Below are 12,864 nucleotides of genomic sequence, written 5' to 3' on the forward strand. Positions count from 1 at the left end.
GGCGCTCAACGGGGCGGGTGGCGGGTCAGCGCCTCGTGCAGCGAGGTCTCGGGGGGGCCGGGAAAGCGCGGCTCGGAGCGCAGCACCACGGCGTCCAGGAAGCCCTTGGCCGAGGCGAGGAACTCCCTGGCGGCGTAGGCGAGGGTGGGGCCCGGCCACTGGGCCGAGGAGTCGTCGCCGACGCCGAAGGCGGCGAGCCCGGCCGTACGGCACAGCGTGACCGCCCTAGGCAGGTGGAAGACCTGCGTGATCACCGTGACGCGGTCGGCCCCGAACACCTGCCGGGCCCGCACACAGGAGTCCCAGGTGTCGAATCCCGCGTAGTCGAGCACCACGGCGTCGCCGGGGACCCCCTTGGCCACCAGGTAGTCGCGCATCACCGTCGGCTCGTCGTAGCCCGTCCGGCCGTTGTCGCCGGACAGCAGCAGCGCACGGACCCGGCCCGCGTGGTAGAGGGCGGCGGCGATGTCGAGCCGCTTGGCCAGCATCGGCGTGGGCCGGTCCCAGCGGATCCCCGCGCCCAGCACCAGCGCCACCGGGGCCTCGGGGACCTCGCCCAGCCAGGAGGAGCCGTTCCCCGCCACCGCGCGGTGCCCGGAGCTGGCCAGCCAGGCCCAGGTGAGGGGTGCCAGGGCGAGCACGCTGAGCAGGACCACGGCCTGGAAGACGCGGCGGCGGGCGGTGCGCGACTGGCGGTGCACGGGCATCAGCCTTTCGGCGGCCGGTTCGGGGGCGGCCCGCTAGGCGGGCACGGCGTCGAGCGGCCGGGTGACCGGGGCGGGCAGGGGGCCGCGAGATCGCATCATATACAGCACGCGCAGCGTGGCGATCCAGACGAGCGTCGCTCCGAGCGCGTGCAGCGCAACCAGCGCGGCGGGCACGGCGGTGAAGTACTGCACGTATCCGATGACACCCTGGGCGAGTTCGACGCCCAGCAGGACCAGCGCGGCGCGCCGCGCCCGTCCGGGCGCGTCGGTCACGTGCAGCGCGAACAGCAGCGCGAAGGTCAGGCCGACGACGGCGTACGCCGCGTCGGCGTGCAGCCTGGCCACCATCTCCAGGTCGAAGCCGAACCTGCTGGCCGCCTCGTCGCCGGAGTGCGGCCCGCTGCCGGTCACCACGACCCCCGCGACCACCAGCACGAACACCGCCGCGACCAGTACGAAGGCGAGCACCCTGATGTCTCGGTGGACCATGCGGACCGGTGGGCCGTCGCCCTCGCGGGAGCGCGCGTAGAACGCGTAGCAGGCGGCGATCAGCCCGATCGAGATGAGGAAGTGCATGCCCACGGTGACCGGGTTCAGCGCGCTGCGCACCACGAGCCCGCCCCACAGGGCCTGCGCCGCGACGCCGAGCGGCTGCAGCCAGGCCAGGCGCACCAGTGCGGGACGGCGGGGCGCCAGTCGCAGCGCCGCCAGCAGGCACGCGGCGCCCGCCGCCAGCACCAGGAAGGTCATCAGCCGGTTGCCGAACTCGATGGCGGTGTTGATCGGCGAGATCTCGGGATGGGCGACCGGCAGGAAGCTGTCGGGGGTGCAGCGCGGCCAGGTGGGGCAGCCGAGCCCCGACTCCGTGACCCGTACGACCACGCCGGTGACGGTGATCCCCGCGTTGGCCACGATCGCCGCCACGGCCCAGCGGCGCAGGGTGGCCGGGGTGGGCGTCCAGAAGGAATGGAACAACGCGTGCGCGAGGTCGCGCACGCGGTCAACGATGCGGGTCACGGCACTCATGGTAGGCGGACCCATGGTCGGTCCCGCCCACACCCCTTCCGGAGGGTATGGACCATCTCGGTTTCGGACAGTACCGACGTACACGATGGAAATGACCCTGGCGACCTAAAAATATGTGACATATTATTGCGGCCGACGAGAGGAGGCGCCCGTGCCGGACGTCGTCGTCATCGGCGCGGGAGCGGTCGGCGCCGCCTGCGCGTTCTACGCGGCACGGGCCGGGCTCTCGGTGACCGTCCTCGATCGCGGGCCGGTGGCGGGCGGCACCACCGGCGCGGGCGAGGGCAACCTGCTGGTCTCCGACAAGGAACCGGGGCCGGAACTCGACCTTGCCCTGCACTCCAGCCGCCTGTGGGCCGCGCTCGCCGGTCCGGAGGGGCCCGGCGGCTTCGAATACGAGACCAAGGGCGGGCTCGTCGTCGCCGAGACCGGCGAGACCGTGGCCGCGCTCGCCGTACTGGCCGACGCCCAGCACGAGGCGGGCGTGGAGCGCGTCCACGCGGCCCCGGCCGACCTGCCCGGCTACGAGCCGCACCTCGCGCCCGGCCTCGCGGGCGGCGTGTTCTACCCACAGGACGCGCAGGTCCAGCCCGCGCCGGCGGCGGCCCGGCTGATCCGGGCCTCCGGCGCGGCCCTGCGCACGGGCGTGGCCGTCACCGGCTTCCTGCGCGCGGGCGACCGCGTCACCGGAGTGCGCACCTCGCGGGGGGACGTCCCGGCGGGAGCCGTGATCAACGCCGCCGGGACCTGGGGCGGCGACGTCGCCGCGCTGGCGGGAGCGGAGTTGCCGATCATGCCCAGGCGCGGATTCGTGCTGGTCACCGAGCCGCTGCCGGAACCGCTGATCCGGCACAAGGTCTACACCGCCGCCTACGTGACCGACGTGGCCGGGGACACCGCGGCCTTGGCCGCCAGCGCGGTGATCGAGGGCACGCCCGCCGGGCCGGTGCTCATCGGGGCGAGCCGCGAGCGCGTCGGCTTCGACAGGACCGTCTCGTTGCCCGTCCTGCGCGCCCTCGCCGCGCGGGCCGTGGCGCTGTTCCCGGTGCTGTCCCAGGTCCGGGCGATCCGCGCGTACTGCGGGTTCCGCCCCTACTGCCCCGACCACCTGCCAGTGATCGGCCCCGACCCGCGCGCGCCCGGTCTCCACCACGCCTGCGGACACGAGGGCGCGGGCATCGGCCTGGCCCCCGCCACCGGCCACGCGCTCGCGCGGCTGTTCACCGGGGCCGCCCCGGAGATCGGCCTCACCCGTTCCTGCCCGATCGTTTCCTGGAGGCGAGCGCATGAGCGCCGGATTCGAGATCATCCTCGACGGCGGGCCGGTGCCGGTCCGCCTCGGCCAGACGATCGGCGCGGCACTGCACGCGGCGGGCATCCGGTCCTGGCAGGTCACCGGAGGCCGCGCCCGGGGCCTGTTCTGCGGCATCGGCGTCTGCTTCGAATGCCTGGTCACCGTCAACGGCACGCCGTCGCTGCGCGCCTGCCAGGTCCAGGCGCGGCCGGGCGACCGGGTGGCGGCGGGCCGATGAGCGTGCGCGATCTTGTCGTGATCGGTGGCGGGCCCGCCGGGGTGGCCGCCGCTGCCGCCGCCTCCCGCGCCGGGCTGAGCGTCACCCTGATCGACGGCGGCCCGCGCCTGGGCGGGCAGTACTTCCGCCACCCGCCCGGCGCCCCCGGCGCGCCGTCCGCGCTGCGGCGGTTCCCGCGGATGGAACGGGAGGTGCGCTCCCGCGCCGAGGTGCTGACCGGCCACCAAGTCTGGGCGGTCGAACGCCGGGACGGGGAGCTGGCCGCGCACTGCCTGGCGGGCGACCGCGAGGAGCGCCCCGTGACCGTGGCCGCCCGGCGGCTGCTGATCGCGGCGGGCGCCCAGGCGCTGCTGAAGGGGGAACGCGTGGTCGCGGGCCGCCGCGTGGTGGTGGCGGGCACCGGGCCGTTCCTGCTGCCGGTGGCGAGCGACCTGGCCGCGACCGACGCCGCGACCGCCGCCGCCGCGCTGCCGATGGCGCGGGCCGTGGACGTGCTGGCCGTGACCGCGGCCGGGCCCGGCGACGTGGGCCGGCGTCGCCGAAGCGGACCTGATCGCGTGCTGCACCACCGCCAGAATCCCGTTGTTCCCCGGTAAACTCGTCAAGGACGATGCCATCGTCGTCGCCGTGGGCTCACACGAGCCCGGGGCGCGCGAGGTCGACGAGAATCTGATCGCACGAGGCACGGTGGTCGTCGAAGCCCGTAGCGCCGCACTCGCCGAGGCGGGGGACCTGCTCATCCCACTCAGTGCAGGTATGATCACAGACGGCCACTTTGCCGTGAACCTGGCGGAGCTGGTCGTCGGCGGTGTGACCCCGGGGCACGGTCCCGGAGTGTTCAAGAGTGTCGGCATGGCCTGGGAGGATCTGGTCATGGCCGCCGCCGCGTTCCGGCGCTCGGCGGTTCCGCGATGAGTCGTACGTGTTCCGGCGCTAGAGAAGGGCACCGATGATGCCATCGGCTGAAGGCCGGCTGGACCTGCCGGTGGTGGGGGAGCGGCAGAGCCTGCGCGAGCAGGTGGGGCACGCCCTGCGTGTCGCCCTGATCACTGGTGAGATGCGTCCGGGGAAGGTCTATTCGGCGCCCGTGCTGGCCGCGCACTTCGGCGTCTCGGCCACGCCGGTCCGCGAGGCCATGCTCGACCTCGCCAAGGAGGGGCTGGTCGAGGCGGTCCGCAACAAGGGTTTCCGGGTGACCGAGCTGTCCGAGCGCGATCTCGATGAGCTCACCCACATCCGGCAGCTCATCGAGGTGCCGACGGTGGCCGGGCTGGCCGACCCCGCGCGGGAGGCCGAGTTCGAGGCGCTGCGCCCGCTGGCCGAGGAGATCGTCACCGCGGCGGAGCGCGGCGACCTGCTCGAATACGTGGCCGTCGATCTGCGCTTCCACGTCGAGCTGCTCTCGCTCGCGGGAAACTCGCACCTGGTGTCGGTGGTGCGCGACCTGCGCAACCGGGCCAGGCTGTACGGCCTCGACGCGCTGTACCGCAAGGGCGCGTTAGCCGACTCCGCACGTGAGCACGTGTGGATCCTCGACGCGCTGGGCAGGGGTGACTCGACGGAGGCCGAAGCCCTGATGAGCCGGCACATTCAGCATGTACGCGGTATCTGGGCCGATCGCCCGGGGGAATGAACGGGAATGAACGCCCGCGAAGCGGGGCGGCCCGCCCGGTCAGGGCACGTCGCGCAGGGAGATCCTGCCGGGCTCGGCCGTGATCACATGGATCACGCGTTCACGGCCCTCCGGCGCGTCGGGACGCAGCCGGATGGCCGGACCTGGTTCGAGCGTCCAGCGTCCCCGGGCGTGGGCCGACCGGTCGTCGGCCCCCGGCCGGTGGTCGACATAGGTGCCGTCGGGGCGCAGTTCGATGCGATGCCGCCAGCGCGAAGGCGGCAGTGGGTAGCCCCACGGCCGGTAGACCTTCGCGCCGCCGGTGTCCTCCTCGCGCGAATGCACCCAGTCGCCGGTTAAGCCGGCGGCGTTCGAGCTCATGGGTTCAGGTTGTCATGGCCGACGCGGGTACGCCCTCCCACATGCCGTCCAGCACCGGCTTGGCGACGAACGACGAGCGGGCGCCGGACAGCGTGGCGTCCATGCGCTCGGCCTGGCCGCCGGTGAACATGAACATCGCCCGGTCGTCGACGTAGTCCATGTAGTTCATGAACATGTCGCCGTTGGGGCCGTTGCCGCAGGTCACCGAGGGGAAGGTGGGGGTGCCGAAGTTGGGGCCGGCCGCGTTGGGCGTGTCGGCCACGAAGTCGTCGCCGGAGCAGGCGTCGCCGTCGTCGCCCCAGATGTGGCGCAGGTTGAGCCAGTGGCCGATCTCGTGGGTGGCCGTGCGCCCCAGGTTGAACGGCGCGGTCGCGGTACCGGTGTTGCCGAACGCGTGGTAGGCCACCACGACGCCGTCGGTCGCGGCCGGGCCGCCGGGGAACTGCGCGTAGCCGAGCCACGGCACCAGGTTGCAGACCCACAGGTTGAGGTAGCGGTCGGCGGGCCAGGCGTCGGACCCGCCCCTGGAGGAGAACTTCACGCCGTCGTCGTCGCCGAACTGGGACTGGCCGGTGCGCCGGCGCACGATGCCGGAGGTGGGCTTGCCCGCCGGGTCGGTCGTGGCCAGGGCGAACTCGATCAGGGTGTCGGCCACTGCGCCCTGGAACGCAGAGGGCACCTGCGAGACGTCGGCGTTGGCCCGGCGGAAGTCCTGGTTGAGCACCGTGATCTGGCTCTTGACCTGCGCGTCCGCGACGTTGTGCGCGTCCTGCTGATAGACCACGTGGACCACCACGGGGATGGTGACGACGTCGCTGCGGCGGGGAGCGCGCGCGTTCCGCCTGGCGAAGGTCGTGTTCTCGATCGCGGCCCTGGCGATCGCGTAGTCGGGACGCGTGGCGATCATCTGGTGGTGCACCGGCATCGTGCCGCACCAGTAATGCTGAGGCCGTCCGCCTTCGGGTGTGGACATCGCATCTCCTCGGCTCACTCGCTGACGCGGTAATCGTTACCCCGCGTGCCGGGGAGCGCATGAGTAACCGCCTACTCAGGTGGTGAGGATCTTAAGTTGTCACCTCGAAGGGAGCGTCCAAAGGGGCTCGAACTCCAGTAAATCCCCTGTTCAGGAGGAACGTGTGGCGCCGACGCTGGCCACCACGACGCAGCCGATCGCCGCCCACTCCCGCAGGTGCAGGATCTCGCCGAGCACGACGAGCCCGACCAGCGCGGCCGCGGCGGGCTCCAGGCTCATCAGGATGCCGAAGACCCGCTTGGGCATCCGGCGCAGCGCCTCCAGCTCGATCGTGTACGGGATCACCGACGACAGCAGCCCCAGCCCGAGCCCGATCAGCAGCAACTCGGGCCGCAGCAGGTCGGCGCCGCCCGCCGCCACCCCGAACGGCGCGACGAACACCAGCGAGACCATCATGGCGAAGGACACCCCGGTCGATCCCGGAAAGCGCCGCCCGGTCGCCGCCGACAGCACGATGTAGCCCGCCCAGCACAGCGCGGACACCAGCGCGAAGCCGATGCCGGCCCAGCTCAGCCGGGCGGAGTCGCCCCAGGGCGCGAGCAGCGCGATCCCGGTGGCGGCCAGCACCACCCACAGCACGTCGAGACGCCGCCTGGAGGCCGCGACCGCGACGCCCAGCGGCCCGAGGAACTCCACCGCGACCGCGATGCCCAGCGGCAGCCGGGCCAGGGCCTCGTAGAAGGACAGGTTCATCAGTCCGAGCGTGACCCCGAAGGCCGCGCCGACCCCCAGGTCGGCGCGGCTCAGGCCGCGCAGCCGCGGCCGGGCCAGCAGGCCGAGCACGAGCGCGCCCGCGCCGATGCGCAACAGCACCACGGCGGGGGTCGCGAGCACCGCGAACAGGTCCTTGGCGAACCCCGCGCCGAGCTGCACCGACATGATCGCCAGCAGGACCAGTCCGGAGGGCGGGATCGAGTCGGCGGCGGTGCGCAGCACGCCGCCCAGGCGGAAGGGGCCGTTCCGGTACGGCTCGGCCGGACCGGTCATGGGATGCGCGGTCACGTCATTCCCAGCGGAAGGTGCGGGCGGCGAGGCCCAGCGAGAGCACGGCCCAGACGGCGAGGACGGCGAGCGCGGCCACCGGCGGCGCGGCACCGTCCGCCAGCACGGCCCGCAGCCCCCCGGTCAGGGCGGAGATCGGCAGCAGGTCCAGCGCGGGCCGGATCGCCTCGGGGAACGCCGACAGCGGGAACACCACCCCGCCGCAGGCGAGCAGGACCAGATAGACCAGGTTGGCGCCCGCGAGCGTGGCCTCCGCGCGCAGCGTGCCCGCCATCAGCAGGCCCAGGCCGCTGAACGCGGCGGTGCCGAGCAGCACCAGCAGCGCCATGGCGAGCGGCGAGCCCTGGGGCCGCCAGCCGAGCGCCAGCGCGACGCCGGCGATCACCGCGATCTGGACGATCTCCACGGCGAGCACGCCGGCGGTCTTGGCGAGCATCAGCCCGCCCCGCGTCAGGGGCGTGGCGCCGAGCCGTTTGAGCACGCCGTACCTGCGCTCGAAGCCGGTGGCGATGGCCTGGCCGGTGAAGGCCGTGGACATGATGGCGAGCGCCAGCACGCCGGGGGCCAGGAAGTCGACCCTGCGCGCCGTGGGGAGGTCGAGCACCGGGGTGACCGAGAACCCGGCCAGCACCAGGACCGGGATGATCAGCGTGAGCAGGAGCTGTTCGCCGTTGCGCAGCGTGGCGCGGACCTCCGCGGCGGCCTGGGCGGCGACCATCCGCGGGAACGGGGCCGCGCCCGGCGCGGGGGTGAGGTCGAGCGTGGTCACCGCAGCTCCCTGCCGGTCAGTTCGAGGAATACGTCTTCCAGGGTGCGCCGCTCGATGCTGAGGTCGTCGGTGGTGACGCCCTCGGCGGCGCACCAGGCCGTGACGGTGCCCAGCAGTTCGGGCCCGACCTGGCCCTCGATGATGTAGTGGCCCGCGGGGGACTCCTTGGCGGCGCTCCCGCCGGGCAGCGCGGCCAGCAGCTCGTCGAGGTCGAGCCCGGGACGGGCGCGGAAGCGGAGCTGGCGCTCGGCGCCGGTCAGCGACGCGGGCGTGCCGCCCGCCACGGCCCGGCCGTGATCGATGATCACGACGTGGTCGGCCAGGCGCTCGGCCTCGTCCATGTGGTGGGTGGTGAGCACCACCGACACCCCGGCGGCCCGCAGCTCGCGCACGAGGTCCCAGCAGGCGTGCCTGGCCTGCGGGTCGAGGCCCGCGGTCGGCTCGTCCAGGAAGACCAGCTCGGGGCGCCCGATGACGGCCGCCGCCAGCGACAGCCGCTGCTGCTGGCCCCCCGACAGCCGCCGGTACGGCGTGCGGGCGTGCTCGGCCAGCCCCAGCCGGGTGAGCAGCGCCTCGGGCGGGAGCGGGTGGGCGTGGAACCGGCTCACCAGGCGCAGCCACTCCCCGGCCCGTACGGCGGGCGGGACCCCGCCCGCCTGGAGCATCACGCCGACTCTCGCCCGCAGTTCCCGCCGTGCAGGGGGAAGCCCCAGCACCCGCACCGTGCCGCCGTCGGCGTCGCGGAAGCCCTCGCAGATCTCGACCGTGGAGGTCTTGCCCGCGCCGTTCGGGCCGAGCACGGCCGTGACCGCGCCCCGCCGGGCGGTCAGGCTGAGGCCGTCGACGGCGGTCGTGCGGCCGTAGCGCTTGACCAGCTCGACGACCTCGACAGCAGGGGAGTCCATGCGGACGAGTGTAAGGAACCTCCGCCGCGCCCCGTCCCCCGGCACACGCCGTGTCGGGGTCGCTTTCGCGACCTGGGACGCCGGTCCGCGGCGAGGACCGGCATACTTTCCGTGACGGGGCGTCACAGGCGGCCAGCCCGATGGACAAACCAGGCGATTCACCGCTTCTCATGACACCAAAGGTGCTCGTGGGATGGCTGTGACGTTTTCCCTGGTTAGGTAAGCCTTGCCTGCGTGAGCTATTCCATTCCACGTATCCCGGGCAACCGTTTGTGCGGTGGGAAGGAAATACGTCACACTGATGTTGTGAAATAGCGAAAGACGGTGCGCGAGTCATGAGGCAGGTCAGGATGAAGCAGGTGGAGGCGGGTGCGGAGCGCAGCACGCGTGCGCGCGTCGCCCGGCTCATCCTGGAGCACGGGCCGATCGCGGCGGCGGCGCTCGGTGAGCGCCTGGGGTTGACCCCCGCCGCGGTGCGCCGCCACCTGGACGCGCTGCTCGCCGACGGGATGATAGAGCCCCGCACGGCGCGCGGTCACCTGCAGCGCGGCCGCGGCCGTCCGGCGCGGATGTTCGCCATCACCGACGCCGGGCGCAGCGCCTTCGAGCACGCCTATGACGACCTCGCGGGCAGTGCGCTGCGGTTCCTGGCCGAGAGCCTCGGCGACGAAGCCGTGGGCGACTTCGCCAGGTCGCAGATGTCCGCGCTGATCGAGCGGCTGGCCCCGGCCATGCGCGAGGTGGCCGCCGAGCAGCGGGTCCGCGTGCTGGCCGAGGCGCTGTCGGCCGAGGGCTACGCCGCCTCGGCGAGCCGGGCCAGCGTCGGCGGCGAGCAGCTCTGCCAGCACCACTGTCCCGTCGCCCACGTGGCGGCGGCGTTTCCCCAGCTCTGCGAGGCCGAGACGGAGGCGTTCGCGGAGCTGCTGGGCACACCGGTGCAGCGACTCGCGACGATCGCCCACGGCGACGGCGTGTGCACCACCCATGTGAGCCCACCGCAGTTGAGCGAAGCCATGAACAGGAACAAGAGCAAGGAGACCGGAAGGTGACTGTCACCGACCGCCCGGAGCTGGAAGGCCTCGGAAACTACAAGTTCGGCTGGGCCGACCCCGACACCGCGGGGGCCTCGGCCCGTCGCGGGCTGTCCGAAGAGGTCGTCCGCGACATCTCCGCGCTCAAGAACGAGCCGGAGTGGATGCTGGACCTTCGCCTGAAGGGCCTGCGTCTCTTCAACAGGAAGCCGATGCCGACCTGGGGCTCCGACCTGTCCGGCATCGACTTCGACAACATCAAATACTTCGTCAGGTCCACCGAGAAGCAGGCCGCTTCCTGGGACGACCTGCCCGCGGACATCAAGTCCACATACGACCGGCTCGGCATCCCCGAGGCCGAGAAGCAGCGCCTGATCGCGGGCGTCGCCGCGCAGTACGAGTCCGAGGTCGTCTACCACAAGATCCGTGAGGACCTTGAGGAGAAGGGCGTGATCTTCCTCGACACCGACACCGGCCTGCGCGAGCACCCCGAGCTGTTCAAGGAGTACTTCGGCTCGGTCATCCCGGTCGGCGACAACAAGTTCGCCGCGCTGAACTCCTCGGTGTGGTCCGGCGGCTCCTTCATCTACGTGCCGCCGAACGTCGAGGTCGAGATCCCGCTGCAGGCCTACTTCCGGATCAACACCGAGAACATGGGCCAGTTCGAGCGGACCCTGATCATCGTGGACGAGAACTCCTACGTTCACTACGTCGAGGGCTGTACCGCGCCCATCTACTCCAGCGACTCGCTGCACTCCGCGGTCGTGGAGATCATCGTGAAGAAGGGCGCCCGCTGCCGTTACACGACCATCCAGAACTGGTCGAACAACGTCTACAACCTGGTGACCAAGCGCGCCGTCGCCTACGAGGGCGCCACCATGGAGTGGATCGACGGCAACATCGGCTCCAAGGTCACCATGAAGTACCCCGCGGTCTACCTGATGGGCGAGCACGCCAAGGGCGAGACCCTGTCCGTCGCCTTCGCGGGTGAGGGCCAGCACCAGGACGCCGGGGCCAAGATGGTCCACCTCGCGCCCAAGACCTCCTCGACCATCGTGTCGAAGTCGGTGGCGCGCGGCGGCGGCCGTACCTCCTATCGCGGCCTGGTCCAGGTCGAGGAGGGCGCGGCGGGCAGCGCCTCCACGGTCAAGTGCGACGCGCTGCTGGTCGACCAGATCAGCCGGTCCGACACCTACCCCTACGTCGACGTCCGCGAGGACGACGTCTCCATGGGCCACGAGGCCACGGTCTCCAAGGTGTCGGAGGACCAGCTCTTCTACCTGATGAGCCGGGGACTGAACGAGGACGAGGCGATGGCCATGATCGTGCGCGGGTTCGTCGAGCCCATCGCGCGCGAGCTGCCGATGGAGTACGCCCTCGAACTCAACCGGCTGATCGAGCTGCAGATGGAAGGAGCGGTGGGCTGACCATGGGGCTCAGCACCAAGCCTCTCTCGACGCTGAACGAGAAGGCGTCGTACGACCTGGCCGACTTCGAGGTCCCGACGGGCCGCGAGGAGGAGTGGCGGTTCACGCCGCTCTCCCGGCTGGCCGGCCTGCACGACGGCAAGGCGTCCGCCTCCGGCCACGTGGTGGTCGAGGTGGAGGCCGCGCCGGAGGTCACCGTCGAGACGGTGGGGCGCGACGACGCCAGGCTCGGGCAGGTCTACGTGCCGCGCGACCGGGTGAGCGCCCAGGCGTACGCGGCGTTCGAGAAGGCCACCGTGGTCACCGTTCCCGCGCAGGCCGTGGCGTCCAGGCCGACCGTGCTCACGCTGCGCGGCCAGGGCGGCGGCGCCGCCTACGGCCACGTGCTCGTCAAGGTCGAGCCGCTGGCCGAGGCCGTGCTGGTCCTCGACCACCGGGGCAGCGCGGTCTACGCCGACAACGTCGAGTTCGCGGTCGGCGACGGCGCCACGCTCAGGGTCGTCAGCCTCCAGGACTGGGACGACGACGCGGTCCACGTCTCCCATCACCACGCCGAGCTGGGCCGCGACGCCACCTTCCGCAGCTTCGTGGTGACCCTCGGCGGCGACCTCGTGCGCCTGTCGCCGAGCGTGTCCTACACCGGCCCCGGCGGCGACGCCGACCTGACCGGGCTGTACTTCGCCGACCAGGGCCAGCACCTGGAGCACCGGCTGCTCGTCGACCATAGCGTGCCCAACTGCCGCAGCAACGTCCTCTACAAGGGCGCGCTGCAGGGCGACTCGGCGCACGCGGTGTGGATCGGCGACGTGATCATCAGGGTCGAGGCCGAGGGCACCGACACCTACGAGTACAACCGCAACCTGATCCTGACCGACGGCGCGCGTGCCGACTCGGTGCCCAATCTGGAGATCCTCACCGGCGAGGTGGCGGGCGCGGGCCACGCCTCGGCCTCCGGCCGCCTCGACGACGAGCACCTCTTCTACCTCCAGGCCAGGGGAATCCCCTTCGACGAGGCCAGGCGCCTGGTCATCCGGGGCTTCTTCGGCCAGCTCATCGAGCGGATCGAGGTCGAGGAGATCCGGGACCGCGTGGCCCGCGCCGTGGAAGCGGAGCTGGAGAAGTGAGCTTCGAGAAGGTCTGCCAGGTCGGCGACATCCCGGACGGCGGCGTCATCGGGATCGAGGTGGAGGGCACCCCGGTCGCGCTGGTGCGCAGCGGCGACGAGGTGTTCGCCCTGCACGACGTCTGCTCGCACGCCGAGGTGAAACTGAGCGAGGGCGACGTCTACGACGGCACCCTGGAGTGCTGGCTGCACGGCTCCTGTTTCGACGTCCGCTCCGGCAAGCCCACCGGGCCGCCCGCCACCAAGCCCGTTCCCGTCTACCGAGTTCAGCTCGACGGCGACGACGTTCTCGTCTCGCTCTCGAAGGAGTCATAAC

Annotated in this window: 14 protein-coding genes and 2 pseudogenes; 9 read left to right on the forward strand and 7 right to left on the reverse strand. The window is 72.2% G+C overall.

Translation table 11 applies throughout. The annotated features are described in order from the left end of the window. Window positions 1–5: 5 nt before the first annotated feature. Together P3X83_RS14030 and P3X83_RS14035 are read right to left on the reverse strand one after the other, a co-directional pair. Window positions 6–707 carry an ElyC/SanA/YdcF family protein gene (locus tag P3X83_RS14030; protein WP_277305465.1) on the reverse strand — a complete coding sequence of 234 codons (702 nt, stop codon included), beginning with the start codon at window positions 705–707 and terminating at the stop codon, window positions 6–8. A gap of 33 nt (window positions 708–740) precedes the next feature. Next, complete coding sequence (locus tag P3X83_RS14035) at window positions 741–1,724, reverse strand: COX15/CtaA family protein (RefSeq protein WP_277305466.1); 984 nt, start codon at window positions 1,722–1,724, stop codon at window positions 741–743. Between the two features lie 160 nt (window positions 1,725–1,884). Between P3X83_RS14035 and P3X83_RS14040 the strand changes: the two are divergent. From P3X83_RS14040 to P3X83_RS14060, 5 genes and pseudogenes are all read left to right on the forward strand, one after another. Further along, window positions 1,885–2,892 (forward strand): annotated as a pseudogene (locus tag P3X83_RS14040) (FAD-dependent oxidoreductase); the annotation flags it as partial. 127 nt (window positions 2,893–3,019) lie between these two features. Then, window positions 3,020–3,265: a (2Fe-2S)-binding protein gene (locus P3X83_RS14045; protein WP_277305665.1), complete on the forward strand. Its 246-nt coding sequence runs from the start codon at window positions 3,020–3,022 to the stop codon at window positions 3,263–3,265. A 20-nt stretch (window positions 3,266–3,285) separates the two neighbouring features. After that, window positions 3,286–3,861, forward strand: a pseudogene (locus P3X83_RS14050) (FAD-dependent oxidoreductase); the annotation flags it as partial. Then, a complete protein-coding gene (locus P3X83_RS14055; RefSeq protein ID WP_277305467.1) occupies window positions 3,848–4,180 on the forward strand; it encodes a hypothetical protein in 333 nt (110 codons plus the stop codon). The pseudogene P3X83_RS14050 and the gene P3X83_RS14055, both read left to right, overlap by 14 nt. A 34-nt stretch (window positions 4,181–4,214) precedes the next feature. Then, on the forward strand, window positions 4,215–4,898 hold the full coding sequence (locus P3X83_RS14060; RefSeq protein WP_277305468.1) for a GntR family transcriptional regulator: 684 nt from the start codon (window positions 4,215–4,217) through the stop codon (window positions 4,896–4,898). 39 nt (window positions 4,899–4,937) lie between these two features. On the opposite strand, the gene P3X83_RS14065 is transcribed toward P3X83_RS14060, so the two are convergent. The 5 genes from P3X83_RS14065 to P3X83_RS14085 form a co-directional block, all read right to left on the reverse strand. Continuing rightward, window positions 4,938–5,258: a hypothetical protein gene (locus P3X83_RS14065; protein WP_277305469.1), complete on the reverse strand. Its 321-nt coding sequence runs from the start codon at window positions 5,256–5,258 to the stop codon at window positions 4,938–4,940. Between the two features lie 4 nt (window positions 5,259–5,262). After that, window positions 5,263–6,231, reverse strand: a complete 969-nt coding sequence (locus P3X83_RS14070) for a zinc metalloprotease (RefSeq protein ID WP_277305470.1) — start codon at window positions 6,229–6,231, stop codon at window positions 5,263–5,265. A 150-nt stretch (window positions 6,232–6,381) separates the two neighbouring features. Further along, a complete protein-coding gene (locus tag P3X83_RS14075; RefSeq protein WP_277305667.1) occupies window positions 6,382–7,278 on the reverse strand; it encodes an EamA family transporter in 897 nt (298 codons plus the stop codon). Between the two features lie 16 nt (window positions 7,279–7,294). Continuing rightward, window positions 7,295–8,011, reverse strand: a complete 717-nt coding sequence (locus P3X83_RS14080; RefSeq protein ID WP_277305668.1) for an ABC transporter permease — start codon at window positions 8,009–8,011, stop codon at window positions 7,295–7,297. Between the two features lie 47 nt (window positions 8,012–8,058). Continuing rightward, window positions 8,059–8,967, reverse strand: coding sequence for an ABC transporter ATP-binding protein (locus P3X83_RS14085; RefSeq protein ID WP_277305471.1), 909 nt, complete (start codon window positions 8,965–8,967; stop codon window positions 8,059–8,061). A gap of 335 nt (window positions 8,968–9,302) precedes the next feature. On the opposite strand from P3X83_RS14085, the gene P3X83_RS14090 reads away from it, so the two are divergent. The 4 genes from P3X83_RS14090 to P3X83_RS14105 are packed head-to-tail and all read left to right on the forward strand — an operon-like array spanning window position 9,303 to window position 12,863. Then, entirely contained in the window at window positions 9,303–10,016 is a 714-nt protein-coding gene (locus P3X83_RS14090) for a metalloregulator ArsR/SmtB family transcription factor (protein ID WP_277305472.1), read from the forward strand. Beyond that, window positions 10,013–11,425 carry a Fe-S cluster assembly protein SufB gene (gene sufB, locus P3X83_RS14095; RefSeq protein WP_277305473.1) on the forward strand — a complete coding sequence of 471 codons (1,413 nt, stop codon included), beginning with the start codon at window positions 10,013–10,015 and terminating at the stop codon, window positions 11,423–11,425. Before P3X83_RS14090 ends, sufB begins: the two co-directional genes overlap by 4 nt. 2 nt (window positions 11,426–11,427) lie before the next feature. After that, entirely contained in the window at window positions 11,428–12,549 is a 1,122-nt protein-coding gene (sufD, locus tag P3X83_RS14100; RefSeq protein ID WP_277305474.1) for a Fe-S cluster assembly protein SufD, read from the forward strand. Further along, window positions 12,546–12,863 carry a non-heme iron oxygenase ferredoxin subunit gene (locus P3X83_RS14105; RefSeq protein ID WP_277305475.1) on the forward strand — a complete coding sequence of 106 codons (318 nt, stop codon included), beginning with the start codon at window positions 12,546–12,548 and terminating at the stop codon, window positions 12,861–12,863. The genes sufD and P3X83_RS14105 overlap by 4 nt, the downstream gene beginning before the upstream one ends. Window position 12,864: the final 1 nt, after the last annotated feature.

The sequence above is a fragment of the Spongiactinospora sp. TRM90649 genome (assembly GCF_029382225.1).
Lineage (GTDB): Bacteria > Actinomycetota > Actinomycetes > Streptosporangiales > Streptosporangiaceae > Spongiactinospora.